Genomic DNA, 25,499 nt, shown 5'->3' on the forward strand with positions numbered 1-25,499 from the left:
TAATAAATATTAGGGTTTATCGTTTTCCTTTGTGCCAAACAGGAGAGTCCTATTTGGTTTTCAGGGACGCTCTAATGCGATGCTCGCTACAAATTAGCTACAGCGGATGCGGGCAACAGCCGATTTCCAGCCGTCATAGGCTTGATCGCGCTCTTGCTTGGTTAATCTAGGAGTGAAAACGCTATCACTCTTCCAGCAGTGAGTTAAGTCATCTACAGAATTGAATATTCCAGCGTGTAACCCCGCTAGAAATGCAGCGCCTAGCGCCGTGGTTTCCGTTATTTCAGGCCGTTCAACCTCGGCACCTAAAATATCGGATAAGAAGCCCATAACCCAGTCATTACGCGACATGCCGCCGTCTACGCGTATTGTTGTAGGGCGAGCACCGTCGCTTTCCATCGCTTTTTGAAGGTCTTTAGTTTGATAGCATACAGACTGTAAGCCAGCGGCAACTATTTCGCTAATGCCAGTATCTCGCGTCAACCCTAAAATCGCCCCGCGCGCGTCTGGATCCCAATAAGGCGCGCCTAGGCCAGTAAATGCGGGTACTAGAAACACGCCATTGTCTTCTCTGGCACGCTGCGCAAGTGCTTCTGATTCAGCGGCATCGTCGATAAGTTTTAAGCCATCGCGAAGCCATTGCACCGTGGCGCCAGCCATAAATATACTGCCTTCTAATGCATAGGTGGTTTTGCCATTAAGTCGGTAACCTACCGTGGTAAGTAAGCGGTTTTTTGATTGCAGGGGCGCATCGCCGGTATTTAAAATCATAAAGCAACCCGTTCCATAGGTACTTTTTGCCATGCCTTTTTCAAAACAGGCTTGGCCTACCAATGCGGCTTGCTGGTCGCCTGCAACGCCCTGGATGGGGATGGCCCTACCAATAATCTCTTCTTTAATAACGCCGAAGTCAGCTGCACAATCCATAACTTCAGGTAACATTGAGACAGGGATATTGAATTTACTTAATAGCTTTTCATCCCAACACTGGTTGTGAATATCAAATAACATGGTGCGCGACGCATTAGTCGCGTCGGTTTTATGCGATTCACCGCCGGTTAGACGCCAAATAAGATATGAATCCACTGTGCCAAAGAGCAGATCGCCGTTTTCTGCTTTCTCGCGGGCGCCTTCCACGTTATCTAATATCCATGCGATTTTCGTGGCCGAGAAGTAAGGGTCGAGTAAAAGCCCTGTTGCTTCGGTTATATAAGAAACAAACGCCTCGTCTTCGCTAAAATCACGGCAGTATTGTGCAGTGCGTCTGTCTTGCCACACGATTGCATTGTATACGGGTTTACCTGAGTGTTTATCCCATACCAAGGTTGTCTCGCGCTGGTTGGTAATACCAATGGCGGCGATGTCAGATGGAGCGACACTACATTTGTTAAAAACTTCTTTCAGAGTAGATACAACGCTTTCCCAAATCTCTTCGGGATCGTGCTCCACCCAGCCGTCCTTTGGGTATTTTTGAGAGAACTCTTGTTGCGCAATGGCATCAATGCTGCCTTTCGGAGAAAAAATAATACTGCGAGAGCTTGTTGTGCCTTGGTCAATGGCGAGAATATGTTGTCCCATAAGGTCACTCCTGAAGATAGTTTTCGTAGAGTTTGCATTATTTACACGGGTTTAACAATGCTATATTTTCGAAAACGAACATTTCATGTTCGTTTAATCGTGGGAACTTTGTCTTTAAGCACGTATAATTAATTATAATTTTAAATTCATCAGGACTCGTAATGAACCAAACACAAAGACACGAAAAAATTGTTGGCCTTATTAAGCAGCATGGTTTCATGTCTATTGATGATTTGGTTAGTGCTTGCGACGTTACGCCGCAAACTATTCGACGAGATTTAAATCAACTTGCTGAAAATGGCGTAGTGAGCCGTTACCACGGCGGGGCGGGGTTAAATAGAAGTTGGGAAAATACCCCTTATCAAGAGCGAAAGACCCAAAACAGTGAAGTGAAGGAGAAAATCGCCGAAGCTGTGGCGGCAATGATACCCGATGGTGCTTCATTGTTTATCAACATCGGTACAACCACAGAGATGATTGCTACAAAGCTGCTCAACCATAAAAATCTCCACGTTGTAACGAACAATATTCACGTTGCTACTATTCTTTCCGCCAAAGAGGATTTCTCTGTCATTATTGCTGCAGGTGAAGTGCGGTACCGAGATGGCGGAATTATTGGTGAGGCTACGTGCGATTTTATCAGTCAGTTTCGTATGGACTATGGCATTATTGGTATTTCGGGAATAAGTGCAGATGGCGCATTACTCGATTTCGACTTCAGAGAAGTAAAAGTTTCACAGGCCATATTGGAACACACCCAACACGTTATTCTTGCAGCTGACTATAGTAAATTCGAGCGTCGGGCTATGGTAGAGCAGGGGCATATATCTCAAGTAGACTGCCTTGTTTGCGACAAAACTCCTCCACCGGCTATCAGTGACATTATTGAAGAAAACAATATAGCCTTTGTTAAAGCTTGATTACCTACACCTAATACTGCGCTGCTCAGCCTAATAATTTCACTGCTTTATTTTTTCATTCGTTTAAACGGGGTCGTTCTCCTTTATAGCCTGTCATTTAACAAGGCTCCCTCTTCTATTTTACCCTCGTTTTTTCTTGTTCAATCTCGTTTCCTTAACTTTCTTTAATTTCCTTAAATGTTCGTTTGTGTTCGTTTTGTGTTGACATGTTTTCTTTTTGGTTGTCAAATAGCCAACTATATAACGACCATTTGGGGTAACGTATGATTCACAACAAACAATCTGAAAAAACGCTAGACGTTTTAGTCGTAGGCGGCGGTGTAAATGGCGTGGGTGTAGCGCTTGATGCTGCGGGCCGAGGGCTGTCGGTTGCTTTGTGTGAAAAAGGCGACTTAGCTGGTGCGACATCATCTTCAAGCAGTAAGCTCATCCACGGTGGTCTTAGGTACCTAGAGCATTACGAGTTTCGTTTGGTTAAAGAGGCATTAGCTGAACGGGAAGTACTGTTGAAAAAAGCGCCGCACATCATGTGGCCTTTGCGTTTTCGTCTTCCTCATCAAAAGCATCTACGTCCAGCCTGGATGATTCGAATTGGCCTATTCATGTACGATTCATTGGCAAAGCGCAACATGTTGCCTCGCTCGCGCAAGCTTTCAACCACCAGTGAAAGCCCTTTAGTTAGCGATATTTCAACGTGTTTCGAATATTCTGACGGTTGGGTAGATGATGCGCGCCTAGTGGTACTTAACGCGTTAGCTGCCCAGGATCAAGGCGCTCAAATTTATACTCGAACCGAGTGCGTTAAAGCAGAAAAACAAGATAATTTGTGGTGCGTAGAACTTAAAACCGCTGAAGGGAAAACGTTTACAGTTAAGGCGAAGTCGATTGTGAATGCGGCAGGCCCTTGGGCTGTTTCTTTCCTTGATCGCCTAGTAAATGTTAACAACCCTAACGCCATGCGAATGGTGAAAGGTAGTCACATCATTGTACCTAAGCTATACGACACAGATGAGGCCTATATTCTTCAAAACAAAGACGGCCGAATAGTTTTTGTGATCCCTTATGAAGGGGATTTCTCTTTGGTTGGCACGACAGATGAGGACTTTAAAGGTAACCCGTCTGATGCTGCGATTTCAGATGAAGAGGCGGAGTACCTTGTCGATGTGGTTAACCACTACTTTAAAACAAAGATTACCCGAAATGATATCGTGCATTCATACAGTGGCGTGCGCCCTCTTTTAGAGGAAAAGAATGCGTCTGCGCAAGAGCTTACTCGCGACTACAAAGTTGAATTAAAAGGTGAAGCTGGAAAGCCTGTCTTACTTAATATTTTTGGCGGAAAGATAACGACATACCGAAAGCTTGCTGAGCACGCGGTTGATAAACTCGTAACCTGTTTTCCAAAAGCGAAAAAAGCGTGGACGAAAGAAGTGCCGTTACCAGGAGGCGCGTTTGAAGATCAAGCCTCGCTGGTTTCAAAACTAATTAGTGAGTTCCCGTGGCTAGAACAATCTATTGCACAGCGATACGCTCGCCAGTACGGCTTGTTGTGCTATAAGTTTCTAAAAGGCGTAACGTCTGTAAAAGAAATGGGTGAGGATTTTGGTTTCGGCATGTATCGCGCTGAGGTCGACTACCTTATCGATTGTGAATGGGCTTACACAATAGAAGACGTGCTATGGCGAAGAACCAAGCATGGGTTGCGTTTAAATAAAACGCAGCAAGAGGTCTTGGCGCAGTATATTTCCAGTAAAGTTGCCGGTACGACCGACACGGTTGGTGTAACAGCTGCGAGCGCGTAACCTTTTAAAATAACCAAAGCCGTGAAGCTCACTTTTGTGGCTACACGGCCTGATGCTTTTTTAGACAATAGGTCGTCAGGTAGCAAACAGGCCAGTCTCTCTCTAACCTAACCATTATTTACGCGTGTAAGAAACAAGGACGTTATGGCTCACAATCAGATCAGAGAAGTGGTATTTATTCGTCATGGAAAGCCGCTTTCTGCACACAATGAAAAGATAAACTCGGCATGCTACGCAAACTGGGTTCGTCAATATAATAAGTCGCTTCTTGACCCCGCTAGCCACCCTAAAAAGACAGTACCTCTTGAAAATAGCTATATCGTGACAAGTCCGTTGTTAAGAGCCAAGCTCTCTGCTGCATATTACGGCGTAACGGAAGTAAACGAAGAACTGCCTTACTTAAAAGAGATGGATATTCCTTATTATAAACTCCCGTTTACTTTGCGCAGTTGGCATTGGGTAGTACTAAGCCGTGCACTATGGTTTTTAGGGGTTACAGGTCGCTTCGAAAGCTTTAAGTTTGCTAAGCAAAGAGTGAAAAAGCTTGTTTGCCATGTTGAAAAATTGAGTGAAACACATCAAAGAATCGTGCTTTTCGGGCATGGTATGACTAACTATTACGCAGGGAAATTTTTAATAAAAAACGGATGGGAGCTTAAGCAAAAAGATCGCGATTTCTGGGGTGTGACTGTCTTGCAGAAAGTAGAGGCCACTAATGCGAATGCATAGACAGACGACTTTCATTTAAGGATTGTTTATACCGTACTTTATATTTCCTTCAGAATGCCGATAGAATAGCGACGCAGTGTGTATAGCGCTATCTAATATAAGTAAAGGCAGAGGGAACATCGGTGAAAAAAAACAAAGAAAAAATATCTTCCACCGCAAATCTTATTAAAGCCGCAGTGGCCATCTTGTTTGCAATATCTTTAGGTGTTGCTGTTAACGTTTTGCACACGGGGGAAGAAGATACCACAACGACAGCCTTTGCCACTCAGTTAGATACCTTCAAACGTCACGTTGTTTCTTCCCACTGGCAGTGGCGAGTACGTCAACCTACCACCATGATTATGCTTATCCATTACGATGAAAAGGGCAATGAGGTCAACCGAAAACCCGTTCGAATGAATCACGAGGGTTGGCCTACTGCAGACTTATCCGACCCTGGTTGCGAAAAAATATGGAAATCCCTAGTAGCAAGCCCGCTGCGCGTCGACGGTTTTAAAGTTCATGCAAGGTATTATGCTGAACTCGATGAGGGGGAAGACAATTACTGGTGCCGCTATAGCCTAAGTCGAGGCGCTCATTTTGATTACTACCCTGCAACGGGTTCAGTAACGAATCTAAATGAATAATTACATACCGTAAACTGAGTCTATTAATATAAATTTATACTTATGTAGGTGTTTGTTCTACTTAGATAATTAGTCTACTTTTGTGTTAGTGCCATGTAACTGATTGGCGCGTTAAGGTATTGTCGATTATAAGATACTACTGGATATTAACGAACTAAGTAGACATATGCTAACGGGCTTATTCTCTTCGCAAACAAACAAAACAACGCTCACAGTAGGGGTATCGGTGAGTGCCGCTGAGCTGCATGTTGTTGCCATCGATTATGATAATAGCACTGTGTCGCTTAGTTCAGTTTCGTCTGTACCCTTTGACCCACGTCAATCGCTTGATAAACAGGTCAATGATGCATTAACGGCATTTGAAAAAGCGCCCTGTCGCGTATCTGTCGTACTTTCCCAAGATATGTATCACATGGTGCAGGTAGAAAAACCAGATGTACCAGAAGAAGATATTACCACCGCGTTACCGTGGACTTTGGGTGATCTTGTCCCTTATGACGCGAGCAACATTGTTTTAGACTATATTGATTACCCTGTTCAAACCCGTACTGGTGCAAAAAAGATAGATGTATTCGCTGCGGAAAAATCTTCGCTTTCAGCAGTAGTCGAGAGTATGTCTAAGAAGAAAGGGCAAACCTTAACCCATATTCACACCAAAGAAGTGTTAGCGACTGAAATGGTGCCCGACGACGACTATGCACGCTTACTCATAATACAAGAATCTAACAGCGAACCGTTTTTGATGATCGTCCGCTCTCGTGCAATATGGTTATCGCGACGTCTACGAGGGTTTGTAAATAAGGCAAACGGTAACGCAGACTTGTCACAGCTAAGCGATACACTTGGCTTAGAAATTCAGCGTTCAATGGACTTTTATGAGTCTCAGTTGAAACAGCCACCTTTGAAAGAAATCCTATTTAAAACACAGTTTGATTGTATGCCAGTGATAGAGCGCTTAAAACCGTTTCAACCGGCAGCGATGAATGCCTTTTCGCCTGAACTTGATTTGTCTGATGTGGTTGACCCTTCGTGTCACTTTGCGCTGGCTAGTGCCCTTGTTGCAGCGAGGGAAGCGCAGTGAAAAGAACGATAAACCTTTACCACCCATCACTTCAGCCTCAAAAAGAGCGACTCCCCCTCGCAAAAGTACTTTGGGTTAATAGCGTTGCCTTTGCCGTAATGCTTACAGCTGTGGTTTTGCTCAACGTAATTTTAAGTGGCAAGCAGGAAACGCTAAAGCATCAGACGGCGGCGGTGAGTCGAATAAATGACGAAATAAAAGCGTTAACCGCTGCACTTGAGAAGAAACGAGATACCAAAAACTTACAGCAGCAGTTAGCGCGGGTAAATACCAAAATAGAAAACAGAAAGCAGCTACTGGCCTACCTTGAAAGTGGAGAGCTTTCCTTCGATGCAACAAAATACGGTGAAGTGATGGATGATTTAGCGAACTATCACAACCAAAACCTATGGTTAACCCGCATTGATATAGATACGCAGAAAATTCGCCTATCTGGGCAAACAATAGCGCCTTCATCAATACCCCAGTGGCTTAAAAAGTTACAGCAGTCTCCTTTTTTTCAAGGTAAAGCCTTTTCATCGGTGAAATTTGATGAAGTGGAAGACACCGACAACGTAAAACAATTTTTAATTTCTACCGACTTTGAAGGAGAGGATGATGAGCCAGTACCAACAACTCTCTGAAAAGTTTTCGGCCCTTGAGGGGAGAGAAAAGCAGCTTATTTTATGGGTGAGTTTTGGCCTCATCGTATATCTGTTCTTCTGGTTTGGTATTTCGCCCGCGCTTGACGATTTATCAACAGCCGACAAAGCAGTGAAAAGAAAAAGCAGTGAGTACAACGCCTTGGTTATTCAACGAGATGCCGTTCAACAGGCGCTTTCTATCGATTACACGCAGCGCACCCAGCAAGAGCTGGATAGCGCAAGAAAAGCCTTACTTGCGATAGATGAAGAGCTACTTTCATTGAACGAAGGGTTCGTGGCAGCAGACAGAATGCCGGAACTACTGATGACGCTATTAAACGAAGAAAACAACGTGCGTTTGGTTAATTTCAACGTTGAGCCTACTCAAATCGTTCGCTTTGGCGAGGGAGAGTCGCAAAGCACGCCGTTTTATCGTCATAACATGCGCTTAATTATTGAAGGTAGTTATTTTGACCTACGCGGCTATTTAGCGCGTCTTCAAGCGTCGCCAGAAAAGGTGATAGTAACTGACTTTGCTTACCACGTTGCACAATACCCAAACGCTACATTGGCGCTTGGTCTGGCAACGGTTAGCAATAACGAAACCTTTATTTCGCTGTAAGGAGTTATGGTGAAGCTATTTAAAATTGTAGTTGCAGCGTTAGCGATAGTCAGTGTGACCCTGCCAACCGCATCAGGGGCGGTAGACCCAACCAAACCGGCGGTTTCAAAGGCTTCTATGCCTGGCGATAAAAATACTATTGCGGGCGAGTTAACGCTTCAATCTATTTTTAAACGCAGTACAGGCTATAGCGCCATTATTTCGGGAAAGTCCTACCGAGTTGGCGACACGCTTGACGAGTACACCATTTCGAAAATTAATCCTAAAAATGTGGTTATCACTGACGGACGTCAGCAACAGACACTAAGAATGTATGCATATGAAATTAAAAAGTAGTCTCACTTTACACGCATTTGTTTTGACAGCGGCGCTTGTAGTAAGTGGTTGTCAAACTTACGGTGTTGGCGAGGAAGTGAAACCTCATATACGTGACGAGTTAAACCGCTCGCAAAATAAGCCCACCGGTGTGCCAACGCCTCCACCTCAGCTTAATCAGGAATTGTTGTCGGAAGTTGCTCGTTATCAAGCGCTTCCAGCACCAACATCGCAAAAAACCTTTGCAGTGTCAGCGAATAACGTAGACGTGCGCCCCTTCTTTGATGCGTTAGTGGAAGATACACCCTACAGCGTAGCGGTTCACCCTGCGGTATCTGGTCAAATTAGCCTAACGCTAAAAGAGGTTGCCCTTGACGATGTATTAACCATTATTTCGAGAATGTATCCGCTAGATGTCTTCTTAGAAGGCAAGGTTATTCAAGTTATGCCGTCTCAATTAAAAACAGAGTCTATTCCGGTTAACTTTTTAATGATCAAACGGTTTGGTGTATCAAACGTTAGCGTTATCGCTGGTGGCGTAAGCGAACAAGACCAAAATAACGGCGGCAATAATGGCGGTGTCAACGGTAACAATAATATAAGCGGTAACTCATTAGGTGGACAAGGCGGTATTGGCGGTCAAGGTGGGCTTGGTGGCAACAATATTCAGCAGCTTAATGGCTCTAACATACAAACCACCAGTGAAAACGACTTTTGGAGCGATTTAAAAGAAGCGCTTAAAGTACTGGTTTCACCCACCGAAGGTCGCCAAGTTGTGGTTTCTCCGCAGGCGGGGCTTGTTACCATACGCGCCTTGCCAAGTGAAATTGCGGTAGTGAAAGACTTTTTAAATCAAAGCCAAGAAAGCTTACAGCGCCAAGTGGTGTTAGAAGCGCGCATTATCGAAGTTACACTTAATGATGGTTATCAACAAGGCGTGCGCTGGGACCGAATTGCTAGCGGCCTAACTGGCAGCGTAAACTTTGGTTTTAGCGGTGGCGCACTGGCGTCTAATTTCGCCGCGAACACCGCTGCAGGCATTGACCCTGCAATCAATGCAGTTAATGCCATTGGTAACACCATTTCTACTGATATTGGCGGGGTCTCTACGTTGCGTATTTCCCGTGGTGACTTCGACGGTGTTATAAACATGCTGCAAACCCAGGGTGATGTGCAGATGTTGAGCAACCCTAGGGTCACGGTAACAAACAACCAAAAAGCAGTGATTAAAGTAGGGCAAGATGAGTATTTTGTTACTGACGTTTCTACCAGCGAAGATCAGAGCACAACGAGCACTGAGAACGAAAACGATATTGAGCTTACCCCTTTCTTTTCAGGTATCGCACTTGATGTAACACCGCAAATAGATAGAAGCGGCTCGGTCATCCTGCACGTTCATCCGTCAGTGACGGAAACGGCAGAGCAAACTAAAGTGATTCAAGTGGGCGACCAGCAAATTTTACTGCCCCTTGCACAAAGTAATATTCGCGAGTCAGATACAGTAATTCGTGCCCGCGATGGAGAGATAGTGGTTATCGGTGGGTTAATGGAAACCGTTACCAGCGAGCAAGAATCTAAAACGCCTTTATTAGGCGACATTCCTTTTATTGGTAATGCCTTTAAGAACAAAGCGAAAACTCAAAGTAAGCGCGAATTGGTTATATTAATTCGCCCTTCTGTAGTACAGCCCGACACCTGGGAAAAGCAGCGCCTTCGCACCCAGTCGTTACTTGATCAATGGTATAGAAACTAACCATGTACCAGGGCTTTTTTCACTTTACCGAGATGCCGTTTTCGCTTACCCCGAATACGGACTTCTTCTGTGCGCTAGCGCCGCACAATGAAGCATTGAAAGTCATTTTGTCGGCGTTGAGTATGTCTGAAGGCTTTATCAAAGTAACCGGTGAAGTTGGTACGGGTAAAACCCTACTGTGCCGTAAGTTAATCAACCACCTTTCTGACAAATTTGTGGCTTGCTATTTACCCAACCCTTACCTATCACCAGATGAGCTTCGCTTAGCGTTTGCAAAAGAGCTCGGTATTGATGTCGATACTACAGGCGATATTCGGGGCTTGCACAGCGCCATAGAGGCCAAGCTTTTAACCCTTAAAAAAGAGGGCCGACAGGCGGTGCTGATCATTGATGAAGCACAGTCGCTAAGTTGGGACGCCCTAGAAATGCTTCGGCTGTTTAGTAATCTCGAAACGGAAAAAAGCAAGCTGCTTCAAATTGTTTTATTTGGTCAACCTGAACTTGACGATAACTTAAATAACCCAAAAGTGAGGCAAATTCGCCAGCGTATTAGTTTTTCATATAGGTTACGCACCATGACTTCTGCTGAGGTTGATTATTACATTGGCCATAGGTTGACCACGGCAGGGGGGAGCGAACACTTAATCTCCAAAGGCTTGCGTGCCTTTGTTGCTTTGGCTACTAAAGGTACGCCAAGATTGGTTAATATTGTGTCTCACAAAATCCTTCTTCGCGCTTATGGTCAGGGTAAAGCTTCAGCGAACTGGGCGCATACGGTTAGCGCCGTATTAGATACCGACGATTGCAAGCGCCGTCTTGTACCGAGGCAAAGCATTATTATTTTGTCGCTTGGCGTAGTCGCCGCGCTGGGTATGCTTCACGTATACGGGGCGGCTAGCCTATGAGTATCTTAAATGACACGTTAAAGTCATTGGACAAGCGCAATCAAAGCGAAGACTTTGGTTTACCTCCTACGGTTCACCTCGCACAACGACCTCTTTGGCCGAAAATTTTCATCGGCATCGCAATTATTGCCTTATTAGGCTGGTTTGTATTAAGCGCTGTGCTTAGTAACCGTGATGACGGTACTACTGTCAGCAGTACAGAGGCAGATAAATCAGCCGCTCAAGCGCCGGATTCAACGCTAACAAAAACCGAGCGTGTGCCGGGGCTCACCCAAACCGGTAAATCGGCAGGATCCGACGAACAAGCGGAAGGCCAAACCGGCACTACAGGCCTTGAAGCCAATGATGAATTTGAGGGGATGCGGTCAAGCCCCTTATCAGAAAACGATATGGCCCTTCAAAACTCGCCTACCGATGTGGCGGCGCTCGTCACTAATAGCGTTGATGAGACGCGAGAAGACGATGAAGCGCAGTACCGAGTGGGCGCTTCAGATAGTAGGAAAGATACACCAATCGAAACAATACCAGTTAAAGCAACGCCAGCCGAATCTGCACCAGACGAGGCAGCACCGGCCGAGACAGGCGCGGCAGAAACAATGTTAACTGAAACAAAGTCAGCTGAAATAATATCGCGACCGCCTGTGGTAGAAGTGGCGCCTAAAACCCCTCAGCAGCAAAGTGCAGTGCACTTAGAGGCTGGCTTAAAGGCTTATAACTTTGGCATGTATGGTGAAGCGCAGAAAAGCTTCACCCTGGCACTTTCTACCCACCCTGAAAATGACGAAGCCCGTAAACAGCTGGCGGCACTTTACTTTGGGCAGAACAATAGCCTACAAGCGCTGCAAGTTCTGTCTGAGGGAGTGATGCTTTCGCCTCAGAGCTTAATGTGGCGGGAATTGATGGCGAAAATTTTGATGCAAGAAAGCCGTTTTGAAGAAGTGCTAAACCTTATGCCAGACAGCTTAGACGCCAAAGCGTTAGCTGAAGGACGCGCCGATTACTTAATTATAAAGGGCACGTCAGCCCAGACCATTAACAAACCAGCACAAGCGGTGTCGGCATTCAGTGCCATGACATCGCTACAGCCCAATAACGCGAAATGGTGGCTGGCGTTAGGGGTTAATTACGATGCGTTAGCAGACGAGCGGCTAGCAATATCGTCTTATTCCAGAGCGCTTGCCATAGGCGGTCTTTCTTCTGCGTCAGCGAAATATGCTAGCTCGCGTCTCACCGAATTACAGGAGCAACCTTAATGCAACCTCGATTAAAGATGCGCCTTGGCGATTTATTAGTCCATGAAAATATTGTTACCAGCGAACAGCTTGATAGCGCATTATCGGCTCAGCGTTCATCAGGCCGAAAGCTCGGTGATACCCTTATCGACTTGGGGTTCATTAGCGAACCTCAACTGCTTCGTTTTCTTGCACAACAGCTCAACATTCCATTTTTAGATATTACACAACGCCGTATCGACCCTGAACAAGCGCAGCTTATTCCTGAAGCCTATGCAAGGCGCTACCGCGCGCTGGTGCTCGAGGCTGATGATGAGGAAGTATTGCTAGGAATGAGCGACCCTACCGATTTAGGAGGCCTTGACCAGCTGGGACCTTTAGTTGCACCTCGCCATATTGAGCTGGCAATTGTGCAGGAAAATCAAATGCTCGAGGCTTTTGATTCAGTATACCGCCGTACCCAGGATATAGCGTCATTTGCAGAAAAGTTAGGTGAAGAGTACGCCGATGAAGCCGACTTTGAACTCTCTGCCTTAGACGATACCACTTCAGATGCCACCGTAGTAAAGCTACTTCATTCTATTTTTGAGGATGCGGTTCAGGTGCGAGCATCAGATATTCATATAGAGCCAGATGAAAAAATTCTTCGTATTCGCCAACGTGTTGATGGGGTGTTACAGGAAAATACATTAAACCAAGTAAAGATTGCTTCGGCACTAGTACTTAGATTAAAGCTGATGTCGGGCTTAGATATCTCTGAAAAGCGCATACCGCAAGACGGCCGCTTCAATATCAAGGTAAAAGGCCACGTCCTCGATGTGCGTGTATCCACCATGCCGGTGGCAAATGGTGAAGCTGTAGTGATGCGTTTGCTAGACCAGTCTGCGGGCCTGTTAACGTTAGACCAAACGGGAATGCCCGATGTTATGGCGGAAAAGTTTCGCGCCGCTATCAACCGCCCTCACGGCATGATATTGGTAACCGGGCCAACAGGGTCAGGTAAAACGACAACCTTGTACGGCGCACTAAGCGAGCTTAACAAACCTGATTTGAAAATTATTACCGCTGAAGACCCCATTGAATACCGCTTACCTCGCATTAATCAAGTTCAGGTGAACAGCAAAATCGGCTTAGACTTCGCGGCTATTTTGCGTACCACACTTCGTCAAGACCCCGACATTATCATGGTGGGGGAAATGCGTGACCAAGAAACCGTTGAAATTGGATTAAGAGGCGCGTTAACGGGCCACTTAGTATTGAGTACGCTTCACACCAATGACTCTGTAACCAGTGCTATTCGTCTTATTGATATGGGAGCGGCGCCCTATCTTGTGGCTACGTCGTTACGTGGTGTGTTAGCACAGCGACTTGTGCGTAGAGTGTGTGAGAACTGCAAGCAAGAAAAATTGCCTTCTGCGCAAGAACAAGCCTGGGTTGGCTTTTTAAAACCTGAACTTACAAACGCTAGTTTTTACAAGGGGCGAGGCTGTAACAGCTGTAATCATACCGGTTACAAAGGACGTATTGGTGTCTTTGAGTTCTTAGAAATGAATGAAGATATGATGGAAGCGCTGCGCGACGACAATACGCAGGGTTTTGTTGATGCAACAAAGGCAAACAAAGACTTTGTTCCGCTGTCTCATATGGCGCTAGATTATGCGGCAGAAGGCAAAACTTCTTTAGACGAAGTTTTCAAAGTGGCTGAGTTTGTACCAGAGGTGGTGAACCACTAATGCCTCAGTTTAGTTACGCGGGTAAGTCGGCACAGGGCGGGCCTTTAAAAGGCATAATTGAAGCTGCGTCAGCGCAAGCCGCGGCGCAAGCCTTACTGTCGCAAAACATCGTACCCATCTCGATTGAAGAAACAAAAAAAGTATCGGGTACGAACAACAGTAGTGGATTTGATATTGGGAGCTTGTTGGAGCAAAAGGTAGGGTTAGATGAAATGATCATCTTTTCTCGCCAAATGTATTCGTTGCTGAAAGCGGGTATTCCTATCATTCGGGCTATAAAAGGGCTAAGTGAAAATGCCTCTCACAAACGCTTCCAAGAAATTCTTAAAGATATTGCCGACCAGCTAGAGCAAGGACGAAGCTTATCTTCGGCTATGGTTAAGTACGAAAAAGTGTTTACACGCTTAACCATCTCAGTGGTGGTTGTGGGCGAGAACACGGGTAAATTAGACGATGTATTTTTGCAGCTGGCACTGTATTTCGAACGCGAGCAAGAAACCCGAAAGCGCATAAAGTCTGCTTTGCGTTATCCCACCTTCGTGTTAATCGCACTTGCCATCGCTATGTTTATTTTAAACCTGTTTGTGGTGCCTGTATTTACGCAAATGTTTGAGCGCTTTGACACCGAGCTTCCCATAATGACCCGCGTATTAATCGGAACCTCAAACTTTTTCGTTAACTATTGGTGGCTAATTTTAATCGTATTAATCGCAACAATTATCTCTGCTAAACAATACGTTAACTCGACTAATGGACGACTCAAATGGGACAAATTTAAACTAAAGTTGCCTGTTGTAGGCAGCATTATTGAGCGATCATTATTAGCTAGATATAGCCGAAGTTTTTCAATGATCTTGCGTGCAGGTGTGCCTTTAACCGCTGGGCTGTCATTAACCGCCGATGCCGTTGATAACGCTCACATGCAGATGCGGATTAAAGCAATGCGTCAAGGCATAGAAAAAGGCGATAGTTTGTTACGCGTTTCGAAAAATAGCGAACTGTTTTCTACACTTGTATTACAGATGATTGCAGTGGGCGAGGAAACGGGGCGTTTAGAGCAGCTTTTAGAAGAAAGCGCCGATTATTATGAACGCGAGGTCGACTTCGACCTGAAAAGTTTAACGGCCAAGATAGAGCCCATATTGATAGGGTTTGTTGCGGTAATGGTGTTGATACTGGCGCTTGGCATATTTACACCTATGTGGAACATGATGTCGGCGGTAAAAGGCGGCTAAGTGTGCGCGATTATTACTGGGGAATAAAGTGGCTGGCGCCAAAACAGGGTTATTGAACTTTATTGTGATTGGCATGCTGCTGACTGTTGTTTCTGCATCGGTTGTATATCACGCGACCCCCGTTATTGAAGAAGCTGAAAAAGTTAACAAAGAAAACGCCGTTGCCCAGTTTCAACGCGTGATTATGTTGGCAAGGGCGCAGTGGATAAAGACCAAACAACAAACGGTGTTGATCTACGAAACTGAGTTTGATGCTAGCGGCAATATAAGACAGCACAAAGACGTTGCGGCCGAGTTGTTCGTTAACCGAAAAGGATGGCCTGAAGGCCTTAAAGAAGGTCAGGGAAAGGCCTGTGAATATTTATACACGTTGGCAACGTTAAGAGAGGCCGATGTGTCATCCGAAATATCGGTTAGCGATAGATACGCGAATGGATATTTGCAATGTGTATTTCGCATTCAAGACAAAATTTGGTTTGAGTATAACGCTGGTAGCGGCGTTGTGAGGGAAGTAAACAGGTAACTAAGCGTTGGAACAATACGCTTATTTTGTAACTTAGGAGATGGTATGAACACCAAACAGCAAGGCTTTACGCTTATTGAGCTTATCATTGTTGTCATTATTTTAGGCTTGCTTGCGGCAACTGCTTTACCGCGCTTTATCGACGTTACTGATGAAGCCCGTGAAGCCAGTGTAGAAGGTGTTGCGGGTGGCTTCGCTGCTGCCGTTGGCCTTGTAAGAGCACAATGGGAAGTAGAAGGTCGACCAAGCGGCAATAACGGGAATGGTAACGGTACGGTTGTCACCTATGACCAAACTCAAGTTGGAGTTGATGGCACCATTGGATACCCAACAGGTAGCCCAACAGGCAACACGCTTATTTCGACAGTGAATGCGACTGAATGTAAAAACGTGTTTGACCTTATTCTTCAGTCATCACCAACCAATACTACGTCAACTAATGACGCGGTGGTCGCAGATTTCAGATATGCAGTGCGCGAAGACGATTCGGGAACAAATGCGCTTTGCGTTTACTATCTTGTCGAGTCTATGGGCTTACCCAATACTTCTGCCCCCGCAGACGGTACGCCCGACGGCACCAGCTTCGATGGTTTCACTTACAACCCTGCCACTGGCCAGGTTACTGTTTTTTAATTAATACTCAGGAAGTCTAATTATGCAAAAAGTTTCAACACAAAAGGGTTTTACCCTAATCGAGTTAATCATCGTTATTGTCCTGCTGGGTATCCTTGCGGTAACCGCGGCACCTAAGTTTTTAAACCTTCAAGATGATGCACGTGATTCTGTATTACAGGGTATCGCTGGGTCTTTGGAGTCTGCTTCATCTGTCATCTATGGGAAAGCGCTTATTGAAGATCAAGCGGGGGCGACTGGTTTTGTCGATCTGAATGGAAACGGCGCAAACGATGCTTCAACAGATGTGACAACTGTTAATGGGTATCCAGATGGTGATAATGCTGCGAATTTCACAAAGCTACTAGACTTACCCGATGAATACTTAGTCTCAACTAATGGCACCGACACTGCATTTATTTACTACACAGGGTATGGTGACTATTCGGTTGTTGCAAACGCTCCTGATACAGCGGGCGATAAATGTTCGGTACAATATGTCAATGCAGGCGCGGGCGAGCGCCCTACAATTACTGTAAACACGTGTGTAGAGTAATGTGAAGAAAAGCGGTTTTACATTAGTAGAACTCATCATAACCATCTTGGTTATTGGGGTGCTGGCGGTAACCGCCGCACCTCGCTTTCTTGGTAGCGACACCGAAGAGGCTATTGCCCTTCGCGACCGAACCCTTCAATTTGTACGCAATATGCAGCTTCGCGCCATGCAAAACGTACAAGACACTAGTTGTGTGAAAATAACGAGCACAGTTATTGCACCGCCCGCTGGGCACGACTGTGCAAATGCCCTATCTACCGCCTTCGATAGTGATCAAGTTGTCAACGCATCCAGCACCGATTTTACGTTTCAAACGGCGGATGAGAACGGCGATAGTTTTTCTCAAATCCAGTTTGACGGCTTTGGCCGCCCACGAAATGTTGCCTGCGCCACTACCTGCAAAATTCAAATAAGCTCTTTTGCTATGTGCCTTCAAAATGAAGGGGCAATTTATGCGTGCTAGCGCAATGTTTCCTACGAGCAAAAAACAAAGTGAAGGCTTTACTTTATTAGAGCTAGTAATTGGTATTGTTGTATTCACTATCAGCTTAACAATAGTGCTGTCGCTTATTGTTCCGCAAGCTGAACAAACCGCAGAGCCATTTCGCCAAGTAAAAGCCGCTAAATTAGGGCAGTCTTTAATGAACGATATCTTAAGCCGCTCTTTTGATGAAAATAGCGACCGAAGCCCGCCGTTTGAAACCTGCAATACCAAAGGAAATTGCTCAACAGCACTTGGCCCAGAAGAGGCGAGTGAGGACGAGTTTGATGACGTAGACGACTACAATGGTTACACCGTCAGCAATGTGGGCGGTAACTACAACAATTTTGGTTTTGCGGTAACGGTAGATTACGACAGTGATTTAGATGACAGCACGCCCACTGATGGACAATTATTCAAGCGCATTGATATAGCAGTTACCGCACCAGATGGCCAAGTTTATAATTTCAGCGCTTATCGAGGGAGCTATTAATGTCTCCACGAAAAGCGCTACGCCAAGGCGGTTTTACGCTAATAGAACTTATTTTAGTGATCACAATTTTAGGCGTGATCAGCGTATCTGTAGCGCAAGTGGTCTCTTTAAGTGCGCAAATCTATATAACGGGCGCAGAGCGTACTCGCCTTGTTTCTGATGCGCGGTTTATTATACTGCGCCTAGAAAAAGAGCTGCGTAATGTGGTGCCAAATTCAGTGTCATTTGACGCCAGTTTAGGGTGTCTTTCCTATTACCCCATCAAAGAAAGCGGCACCTATGTGGGCGATGCGTTTAATAACCCGATACATGTTGTGGTATTTAACAGTCAATTAAGCGAAGACGACACCTTGGTTATATACCCGACCAACCCACAAAGCGTAAACGACAATGGGCGTAATATCGACGCTATTGCAGATGCCGCTTCAGACCCTACTAGCGACAACCAGTATGACCTAACGCTAAGTGCGGCCAATACCCAATCATCCCCGGGTAAACGCTTTTTCGTCCCTGAAGCGCAAGTGACGGTATGTAGAACATCATCGGCACAAGGTGAGCGATTAATAAGAACGCAAGATGGCGTATCAGGAATTATCGGAGCAAACGTGATTTCATGGAGCGCGAACGTTATTACAGCGGGCTTACGTCAAAACGGCTTAATTGAGCTTCAAATGACGCTACAAAGCAGCGATGAAGAGCAAATATCGGTTGTACACGAGGTTCACTTTCCCAATGTGCCATAGCAAGGAACACAGTGTAATAAAGCTAAGTAGCGGGCCTCGCTTAGTAGGGATGCCAAGCTCACTTGCCCGCCAGCGCGGGGCTACAACCATAGTGGCTATCATTATCAGTATTGTACTTTTAGGTCTTGGCATTGCGCTGTCTAACCAAATTTCATCCAATATTCGGCAACAGTCCATCGAGTACTATGGGGCTCGCGCTTACTTAGCGGCGCAAAGCGGGATGGAAGTGGCAATTTCTAGGCTAATTAATGGTAATAATCCAGCGTGTTCAGCCATTACTCAGCCAGTAACTATCAGTGCAGCAAATGTGCAGAATTGTGCGATTACGCTATCTTGTGAGGTGGAAACCGAAGTGCAAGAGCCTGAAGTTGCCGCCGGTGAAATTAGAGTTTATGCATTGGCATCACAAGCGCAGTGCAGTATAGGGCAGCTTGAAACATCGAAGCGCGTTCTTGTTGAAGTGAGGCAGGAAGAATAATGACATACCGTAAATCTCTTGTTCGAGCCCTATTTATTGGAGTGCTCTCTGTATTAGCGCTGCCCGCGCTAGCCGTTCCCCAAATTGAAGGCCGATTTATTGAGCTTCAAAATACCTACAATAAAGCCGAGTGGACAACCATAAGCTTTTCGCAAGTATACGATGAGCCGCCCGCGGTATTTATGCTTTCAACAAATCAAGGTTCGAACCCTGCCATCGTTAAAATTCGCAACGTTACCAGAACCGGTTTTGAAGCCCTGCCGCTTGAGCCCTCTGGTGAAGACGGCCCTCATATCACCATGGGGGGGCATTATTTAGCAATTGCCTATGGCATTCACGAGTTTCCTGATGGCGACATTGTTGAAGTAGGCAAAATGGAATTAGATGCCGATACTATCCAAGCTTCAACCAACTCCCCGTGGTACGCACCAACCGGGCCCTTACTGCCAGGAACGGAAGATACTCGATATGCACAAGTGCCGCTGCAAACAGATTTTGGTGAGCAACCGGTTTTCTTTCACTCTATTCAAACCGTTAATAATCAAGTTGATGTGAATGGAAAGAAGCCGCCCAATGAACATTTACTGCCATTTCTAACCATTGCAGCTAAATATGAAGCGCCGTCATATTATATCGCCTTTGAAGCATCGGAAACAGACTATGAGCCCGTAACGCGCACCGAAACGGTTGCCTATATGGCCACTACAGAAGGGTTCGACCGCAGTTTCTTCGATGACAACGGTGTAGAGGTGGTCTGGGAGGCCGACTTTGCAGATGTGCGTATTCAGGGGTGGGACGATGGCTGTTTCCAAAACAACTTTAAAAACAAATATGATCAAACGCCATTAGTTGCTGCAAGTAAAATTAGCCGCAATGGGGCAGATGGCGGTTGGCTACGCAGTTGTAAAGTGAATAAAAATAGATTGGGTCTTCGTGTAGATGAAGACAGAAGCCTAGATTCTGAACGAAATCACACGGAAGAAGACGCCAGTATTCTGGCGATGACGTCAGAGTTTGTATTTAGTGGTGAAGTGCCAAGCTGCGATGTGGCGTTCCCGGGAGCAGTGGCTGCATTTGGCGGTGCGCCTATAAACCTTCCGGCCAATAGCCGCATTATTGATGAAAACAGCGGCGTGCTTAGTGCAACACAATTAATACCTGGAGGTACACCGGGCACAGCGGATTACCCTAAATGTGGAGAGCCAGGTGTCGACTGTACCGTAAATAACACAGACTCACTCACCGAGTCACAATCTAGAGCCATACCGACCATCACGATTGACGATAGCGGCCCAGAAATAGCTGCGGGTAATTTGGCCGGCGATTACTACTTTAATCGGCAGAATGTGCTGATGGCCGCGGGAAATTATAACGTTGTCGCACCCACACGAATTTACGTTTCCGACCCGGGCACTAATCCAGCAGGCCAGCCAACACGTTTCGTTATGGCCAATGCTAATGTCACCGTTGCCGATGGTGCTTATTTAGCGATTTATGTAGACGGTGACGTGGTTATTGATGGCTCAAACCCCAGAGCGTTAGTGATTGCTAAAGGAACGGTGACATTTGCTAATGTTGGTGATGAAACCCTCATTGGTCGTTTCAATGCGGGAGGGGGCATTGAGTCTGTTTCTTCAACAACGGCAAGTTTCCCTGCACCTTTAAGGGTAACTGCAAACAGTGTACCGAACAATATACCGGGTATATGCGGACGCGAGGTAATCGAAGTACTAAATCACTATCGCTACGAACTAGCGGATAACAAAGGCAGTAGTTGTGCGGCGAAAGAGATCACGCTTAAAGCCTGTGCAGATGTAAATTGCGACCTCATTTACTCTCAGCCGTCTACGGTTAGTCTATCTCCTCAAAATAGCAATAATTTTGAGTGGAGCGGAAGCGATGTCGTCTCGTTTACAGGGCAAATTTCGTTAGCATTAGACAGCTTGAAAGGGAACGATACAAAACTCGCAACGTTAGGTGAAACGCCATCGTCCCAACTACGCTGTTTCATTGGCGGAAAAGATGTCGGTATCGAAGGCTGCAAAATTAATTTTGAAGACGACGGTTTAGTATTTAAAAACCTCACAGACAACAACACCACTATTGTAACCCAGCTATCGGGCAAACCATCAGATCAAGGCTTTAATAGTAAGACCTATGCTGTCGAGGCCTGCGGTAATTCAGAATTTTTAAAAAACAAAATCGTCGATGTCGACCTGAACTATAGCTGTTCAAGCTCTAGCAACTGCTCGAACAAGCTAGCGTTGTCTAATAATAACAATACGTACGAGCTTGGACTAACGCCAGAAACCGTTGCGCTTCAGTTCGATGGGAACTCTCGCGCTGAGTTTTCAGTGCAGTATCCAGACGCGGGTGAACTATCGTTATCAGGTACCATCACTGACAGAACCGGGATTTCAGGGTCGTCTAATATTTTCAAAGTGCGCCCCTTTGGTTTTGCGATGGACATTCTTGATGACAGCGGAACAAGTACAAACCTCAACGGGTATGCTAACAGTGCCAATGGCACCTTGCTTACACGTACCGGCGAAGACTTTGTGGTTGGGTTGCGCACAGTACAGTGGGTTGACGGTGAAGACAGCAACAACGATGGTGTTCCCGACAACTTTGACGACTTGGCCAATAACAATACCGCAGAGCATTTCACAGGCACGGTAACCTTAGCGCCGCAGCAACGCCTGCCTGCGGGCGGCACAACGGGCGCGTTAAGCACATCAAGGGTGCTGTTTGATGACGAAGGGAAGGTGAATGTTAGCCTTAATTACGACGAAGTTGGCACCATTTCGATTAACGCACAAAGCACCTATCTCACAGACACAACCGTATTAGGCCAAGTTAACAACGTGGGGCGTTTTGCGCCTTCTAATTTTGCGCTTTCAGGCTCAGTAGATGCGGCGTGCACGGCTAGTGGTGCTTTCACCTATTTTGACCAGCCACTCGCTGATGTGAGTTTTTCGCTTAATGCGCTTAACCATAACGGCAGTCGCACGGTGAATTATTATGATGGCTTCGACAAACTGACGAATTTAAGTTTGCAGGTGGAGCATTTAGGCAGTCTATTGAACCGGTTAGCAAACACCAGTCCTATCACATGGCCGCAAAACGCGAGCGCTGGGCAAATTAGCTATGCAGATTCAGATATTGCGTTTAGCCGGCTGAGCGGCGCAACACTAGACGGCGCTTATTTAGATGCCAACATCGTTTTAGTCGCCCAGAGCAGTCAACTCGACGGTGCCAATTTTAACGGGTTAACGTGCTCAGGTACCTGCGTGGCTGATATTGGCGGAGCGGTAAGTTTCGCCTACGGCAGAGCAACGCTTATCAACAATTATGGCGGTGCTGATGAAGCATTGTTGCTACCTATGCGTACCCAATATTGGGATGGGAATAACTGGCGTATAAACAGCTATGACAGCTGCACAGGCTTTGAACACGATAACATCAATGACAATTCAGGTGAGCTGGTATCGTCAGAAAACGGCAACCTCAGCGAGGGCGCCTATGAGGTGGGTACGGGAATGCGCGTGTCATCACCTAATGGGGCAGGGAATTACCCGGTAACTTATACGCCAGATGCATGGCTATTGTGGGACTGGGACGGTGACGGGCAGGCTGATAACCCACCAAGTGCTACGTTAACCTACGGTGTGTATAGAGGTAACGACAATATCATTTATAAACGCGAGCAAATTAACAATGAATAAGCGCGCTAAACCTCTATGTGTTTTGAACCTTCTGTTTTCTATGCGGTCACTATGTGGGTCTAACGTAGTAACCAATGGATAAACGCGTATGCGGTATCGCTTTATAGGGTAAGTACTAACTTCGCTCTTCAATAAAGTAGTTATTTTGGCTCTAAGTTGCAGCATTACTTGCCCAAAATTGCCCCCATTGTTAAAGTGTGCGAATAAATATCGACTTCACGTTAAAGCGTCGCCATCTCACCTTTGCAAATACGCGTTAACACAGAAACAGGAATACACTCTTCATGTTTAAAAAGCTTCGAGGCATGTTCTCTAATGATCTGTCCATCGACCTCGGAACAGCTAATACGCTGATTTATGTAAAAGACCAAGGTATTGTTCTAAACGAACCTTCAGTAGTGGCTATTCGGCAAGAGCGCGCAGCGGGCCCTAAAAGCGTTGCAGCTGTGGGTGCGGAAGCTAAGCGTATGCTTGGTCGTACACCGGGTAATATCCGTGCTATTCGCCCCATGAAAGACGGTGTTATTGCCGACTTTTATGTTACCGAAAAAATGCTTCAGCACTTTATCAAACAGGTTCACGATAATAACTTCTTACGTCCAAGCCCTCGCGTTTTGGTCTGTGTTCCTTGTGGTTCAACCCAAGTCGAACGTCGCGCGATTAAAGAGTCTGCACTAGGTGCAGGCGCGCGAGAAGTCTTCCTTATCGACGAGCCTATGGCTGCGGCAATCGGTGCGGGCTTACCAGTGTCTGAAGCGCAAGGCTCTATGGTTGTTGATATCGGTGGTGGTACTACCGAAGTTGCTATCATCTCACTAAACGGCGTGGTGTACTCATCTTCGGTTCGTATTGGTGGTGATAAATTTGATGAAGCTATCATCAACTATATTCGCCGTAACTTTGGTTCACTGATTGGTGAAGCAACCGCCGAGCGTATTAAGCATGAAATTGGTGCTGCTTACCCAGGTGAAGAAGTTCGCGAAATTGAAGTGCGCGGTCGTAACCTTGCAGAAGGTGTACCACGTGGCTTTACGCTAAATTCCAATGAAATTCTTGAAGCCCTGCAAGAGCCGCTTACCGGTATTGTTTCGGCCGTTATGGTGGCGCTTGAACAGTCTCCACCTGAACTTGCCTCTGATATCTCAGAGCGCGGTATGGTGCTTACTGGCGGTGGCGCATTACTTAAAGACTTAGACCGACTACTCATGGAAGAAACGGGCATTCCAGTGGTTATCGCTGATGATCCGTTAACCTGTGTAGCACGCGGCGGTGGTAAGGCATTCGACATGATTGACCTTCACGGTGGCGACCTGTTTAGCTACGAATAAACAGGAAAGGCAACCGTAAGGTTGCCTTATTTGTATCATGGATACTATTTTTACTCGCGGTCCTTCCTTAAATATCAGACTTACGCTGGCCCTTGTGTTGTCAGTAACGCTGATATTTGTCGATCACAAAATGGACGGGTTCAAATCTACGCGAGTGTATCTAAACTCTTTAATGAGCCCCCTTCAGTATATCGCTAACCTCCCCGGACTTATGCTAAGTGAAAGCGCCCAGCGTCTTACTTCACAAGAGCAACTATTAGCCGAAAATCAAAAGCTCAACAATCAGCTTTTGCTAATGAGCGAAAAGCTTCAGCAATTCGACGTGATTGAAAAAGAAAACGCACAGCTTAGAGAATTACTGCAAGCGCCAGTACGTGAGTCATCCAGAAAGATGGTTGCCGAATTAATGGCCGTTGACAAGAACCCCTACAGTCAGCAGGTGGTGATCAACAAAGGCGCGATAGACGGGGTTTATCCGTCTCAACCGGTTATTGACGACAAAGGGATTGTAGGTCAGGTAATGGAAGTGGGGTCAACAAACAGCCGTGTATTACTGCTTGCTGACGTTACTCACGCTATCCCGGTCCGTTCTCTTCGCAACGACATTCGTTTTATTGCCACGGGGAGTGGCGCCTTAAACGAATTATATCTTGAGCACGTTCCGCACAGCGTTGACATCCAAGAAGGCGATACGCTTATTTCTTCTGGGTTAGGAAAGGTTTTTCCCGAAGGTTACCCGGTGGCTACCGTTACCCAAGTGGTACGCGATGAAAGCCGCCCCTTTGCCCGTGTAATAGCCACGCCTTTGGCGAACTTAGACAGGCTTCGTCACCTGCTATTGCTATGGAAAAAAACTAATCCTGAGCGCGATGTAAAAGATGAGGCCAAGGGCGAGATGGTAAACGAGGAAGAATCGACCGATGCGTAAACGTAACCTCGTGATCTGGATTAGCCTATTAGTGGCACTGGTTCTACAAATTGTGCCCCTACCTACACAAGTTGACCTTTACCGGCCTGACTGGGTATTAGTGGTGCTGGCCTATTGGAGTATGGCGTTACCGCATCGAGTGAACGTGGGGATCGCCTTTTTAACGGGTGTCGCCATGGATGTTTTGGTAGGCACTACCTTAGGCATCCACAGTTTTGCGCTTAGCATTTGCGTTTATATACTGGCTGCTAATTACCAACGGCTGCGTAATTATTCCGTATGGCAGCAAGCTATTATCATCGGCCTTCTATCATCGTTATATCACCTGATGACATTTTGGGTTCAGCACCTTCTGACCGATATTTATTTTCAAGTGGACTATTTATGGCCGGTGTTAACGTCTATGGTGCTATGGCCTTGGGTGTTTTGGTTACTTAGACGTACACGTAGACAGTTTTCTATTTCGTAATTCGAACGC

Annotated in this window: 25 protein-coding genes; 24 read left to right on the top strand and 1 reads right to left on the bottom strand. The window is 46.0% G+C overall.

Going from position 1 to position 25,499, the window contains the following annotated elements; all coding sequences use genetic code 11:
- Positions 1 to 93: 93 nt before the first annotated feature.
- A complete protein-coding gene (gene glpK, locus ACTRWF_RS06935) occupies positions 94 to 1,578 on the bottom strand; it encodes a glycerol kinase GlpK (RefSeq protein WP_015065968.1) in 1,485 nt (494 codons plus the stop codon).
- 161 nt (positions 1,579 to 1,739) lie between these two features.
- Here glpK and ACTRWF_RS06940 point away from each other — a divergent pair, with 161 nt between their 5' ends.
- The 24 genes from ACTRWF_RS06940 to mreD all read left to right on the top strand — a co-directional run bounded on the left by ACTRWF_RS06940 (position 1,740) and on the right by mreD (position 25,490).
- Positions 1,740 to 2,498 carry a DeoR/GlpR family transcriptional regulator gene (locus tag ACTRWF_RS06940; protein WP_015065969.1) on the top strand — a complete coding sequence of 253 codons (759 nt, stop codon included), beginning with the start codon at positions 1,740 to 1,742 and terminating at the stop codon, positions 2,496 to 2,498.
- Between the two features lie 263 nt (positions 2,499 to 2,761).
- Entirely contained in the window at positions 2,762 to 4,300 is a 1,539-nt protein-coding gene (glpD, locus tag ACTRWF_RS06945) for a glycerol-3-phosphate dehydrogenase (RefSeq protein WP_015065970.1), read from the top strand.
- A 144-nt stretch (positions 4,301 to 4,444) separates the two neighbouring features.
- Positions 4,445 to 5,029, top strand: a complete 585-nt coding sequence (locus ACTRWF_RS06950) for a phosphoglycerate mutase family protein (RefSeq protein ID WP_015065971.1) — start codon at positions 4,445 to 4,447, stop codon at positions 5,027 to 5,029.
- Between the two features lie 122 nt (positions 5,030 to 5,151).
- Complete coding sequence (locus ACTRWF_RS06955; protein ID WP_012516764.1) at positions 5,152 to 5,655, top strand: hypothetical protein; 504 nt, start codon at positions 5,152 to 5,154, stop codon at positions 5,653 to 5,655.
- A gap of 166 nt (positions 5,656 to 5,821) precedes the next feature.
- A complete protein-coding gene (locus ACTRWF_RS06960) occupies positions 5,822 to 6,736 on the top strand; it encodes a hypothetical protein (RefSeq protein ID WP_015065972.1) in 915 nt (304 codons plus the stop codon).
- On the top strand, positions 6,733 to 7,359 hold the full coding sequence (locus tag ACTRWF_RS06965; RefSeq protein ID WP_015065973.1) for a PilN domain-containing protein: 627 nt from the start codon (positions 6,733 to 6,735) through the stop codon (positions 7,357 to 7,359). Before ACTRWF_RS06960 ends, ACTRWF_RS06965 begins: the two co-directional genes overlap by 4 nt.
- On the top strand, positions 7,334 to 7,981 hold the full coding sequence (locus ACTRWF_RS06970) for a type II secretion system protein M (protein WP_015065974.1): 648 nt from the start codon (positions 7,334 to 7,336) through the stop codon (positions 7,979 to 7,981). The genes ACTRWF_RS06965 and ACTRWF_RS06970 overlap by 26 nt, the downstream gene beginning before the upstream one ends.
- 6 nt (positions 7,982 to 7,987) lie before the next feature.
- Positions 7,988 to 8,317 carry a mannose-sensitive agglutinin biogenesis protein MshK gene (locus ACTRWF_RS06975; RefSeq protein ID WP_015065975.1) on the top strand — a complete coding sequence of 110 codons (330 nt, stop codon included), beginning with the start codon at positions 7,988 to 7,990 and terminating at the stop codon, positions 8,315 to 8,317.
- The gene (gene mshL / locus ACTRWF_RS06980) at positions 8,301 to 10,049 is read left to right on the top strand and encodes a pilus (MSHA type) biogenesis protein MshL (RefSeq protein WP_020742678.1); all 1,749 of its coding nucleotides are present in this window, start codon (positions 8,301 to 8,303) and stop codon (positions 10,047 to 10,049) included. Before ACTRWF_RS06975 ends, mshL begins: the two co-directional genes overlap by 17 nt.
- A 2-nt stretch (positions 10,050 to 10,051) precedes the next feature.
- Positions 10,052 to 10,954, top strand: a complete 903-nt coding sequence (locus tag ACTRWF_RS06985) for an ExeA family protein (protein ID WP_012516770.1) — start codon at positions 10,052 to 10,054, stop codon at positions 10,952 to 10,954.
- A complete protein-coding gene (locus ACTRWF_RS06990; protein WP_020742679.1) occupies positions 10,951 to 12,207 on the top strand; it encodes a tetratricopeptide repeat protein in 1,257 nt (418 codons plus the stop codon). The genes ACTRWF_RS06985 and ACTRWF_RS06990 overlap by 4 nt, the downstream gene beginning before the upstream one ends.
- Complete coding sequence (locus ACTRWF_RS06995; RefSeq protein ID WP_015065978.1) at positions 12,207 to 13,919, top strand: GspE/PulE family protein; 1,713 nt, start codon at positions 12,207 to 12,209, stop codon at positions 13,917 to 13,919. The genes ACTRWF_RS06990 and ACTRWF_RS06995 overlap by 1 nt, the downstream gene beginning before the upstream one ends.
- Positions 13,919 to 15,154: a type II secretion system F family protein gene (locus tag ACTRWF_RS07000; RefSeq protein WP_015065979.1), complete on the top strand. Its 1,236-nt coding sequence runs from the start codon at positions 13,919 to 13,921 to the stop codon at positions 15,152 to 15,154. Before ACTRWF_RS06995 ends, ACTRWF_RS07000 begins: the two co-directional genes overlap by 1 nt.
- 28 nt (positions 15,155 to 15,182) lie before the next feature.
- Positions 15,183 to 15,677: a hypothetical protein gene (locus ACTRWF_RS07005; protein WP_015065980.1), complete on the top strand. Its 495-nt coding sequence runs from the start codon at positions 15,183 to 15,185 to the stop codon at positions 15,675 to 15,677.
- A gap of 45 nt (positions 15,678 to 15,722) precedes the next feature.
- A complete protein-coding gene (locus ACTRWF_RS07010; protein WP_012516775.1) occupies positions 15,723 to 16,310 on the top strand; it encodes a prepilin-type N-terminal cleavage/methylation domain-containing protein in 588 nt (195 codons plus the stop codon).
- Between the two features lie 22 nt (positions 16,311 to 16,332).
- Positions 16,333 to 16,845, top strand: a complete 513-nt coding sequence (locus ACTRWF_RS07015) for a prepilin-type N-terminal cleavage/methylation domain-containing protein (RefSeq protein WP_015065981.1) — start codon at positions 16,333 to 16,335, stop codon at positions 16,843 to 16,845.
- A 1-nt stretch (position 16,846) separates the two neighbouring features.
- A complete protein-coding gene (locus tag ACTRWF_RS07020) occupies positions 16,847 to 17,308 on the top strand; it encodes a type II secretion system protein (RefSeq protein ID WP_015065982.1) in 462 nt (153 codons plus the stop codon).
- Positions 17,298 to 17,819: a prepilin-type N-terminal cleavage/methylation domain-containing protein gene (locus ACTRWF_RS07025; protein WP_015065983.1), complete on the top strand. Its 522-nt coding sequence runs from the start codon at positions 17,298 to 17,300 to the stop codon at positions 17,817 to 17,819. Before ACTRWF_RS07020 ends, ACTRWF_RS07025 begins: the two co-directional genes overlap by 11 nt.
- Complete coding sequence (locus ACTRWF_RS07030; protein WP_015065984.1) at positions 17,819 to 18,562, top strand: PulJ/GspJ family protein; 744 nt, start codon at positions 17,819 to 17,821, stop codon at positions 18,560 to 18,562. The genes ACTRWF_RS07025 and ACTRWF_RS07030 overlap by 1 nt, the downstream gene beginning before the upstream one ends.
- Positions 18,552 to 19,040 (top strand): pilus assembly PilX family protein, encoded by a 489-nt coding sequence (locus ACTRWF_RS07035; protein ID WP_015065985.1) that lies wholly within the window; start codon positions 18,552 to 18,554, stop codon positions 19,038 to 19,040. Before ACTRWF_RS07030 ends, ACTRWF_RS07035 begins: the two co-directional genes overlap by 11 nt.
- Positions 19,040 to 22,765: an H-type lectin domain-containing protein gene (locus ACTRWF_RS07040; protein ID WP_015065986.1), complete on the top strand. Its 3,726-nt coding sequence runs from the start codon at positions 19,040 to 19,042 to the stop codon at positions 22,763 to 22,765. Before ACTRWF_RS07035 ends, ACTRWF_RS07040 begins: the two co-directional genes overlap by 1 nt.
- A gap of 284 nt (positions 22,766 to 23,049) precedes the next feature.
- The gene (locus ACTRWF_RS07045) at positions 23,050 to 24,093 is read left to right on the top strand and encodes a rod shape-determining protein (RefSeq protein ID WP_012516782.1); all 1,044 of its coding nucleotides are present in this window, start codon (positions 23,050 to 23,052) and stop codon (positions 24,091 to 24,093) included.
- Between the two features lie 37 nt (positions 24,094 to 24,130).
- Positions 24,131 to 25,021 (top strand): rod shape-determining protein MreC, encoded by an 891-nt coding sequence (mreC, locus tag ACTRWF_RS07050; protein WP_015065987.1) that lies wholly within the window; start codon positions 24,131 to 24,133, stop codon positions 25,019 to 25,021.
- Positions 25,014 to 25,490, top strand: coding sequence for a rod shape-determining protein MreD (gene mreD, locus ACTRWF_RS07055; RefSeq protein WP_012516784.1), 477 nt, complete (start codon positions 25,014 to 25,016; stop codon positions 25,488 to 25,490). Before mreC ends, mreD begins: the two co-directional genes overlap by 8 nt.
- Positions 25,491 to 25,499: the final 9 nt, after the last annotated feature.

The sequence above is a fragment of the Alteromonas sp. G5_S2_22_S1 genome, from assembly GCF_054968525.1.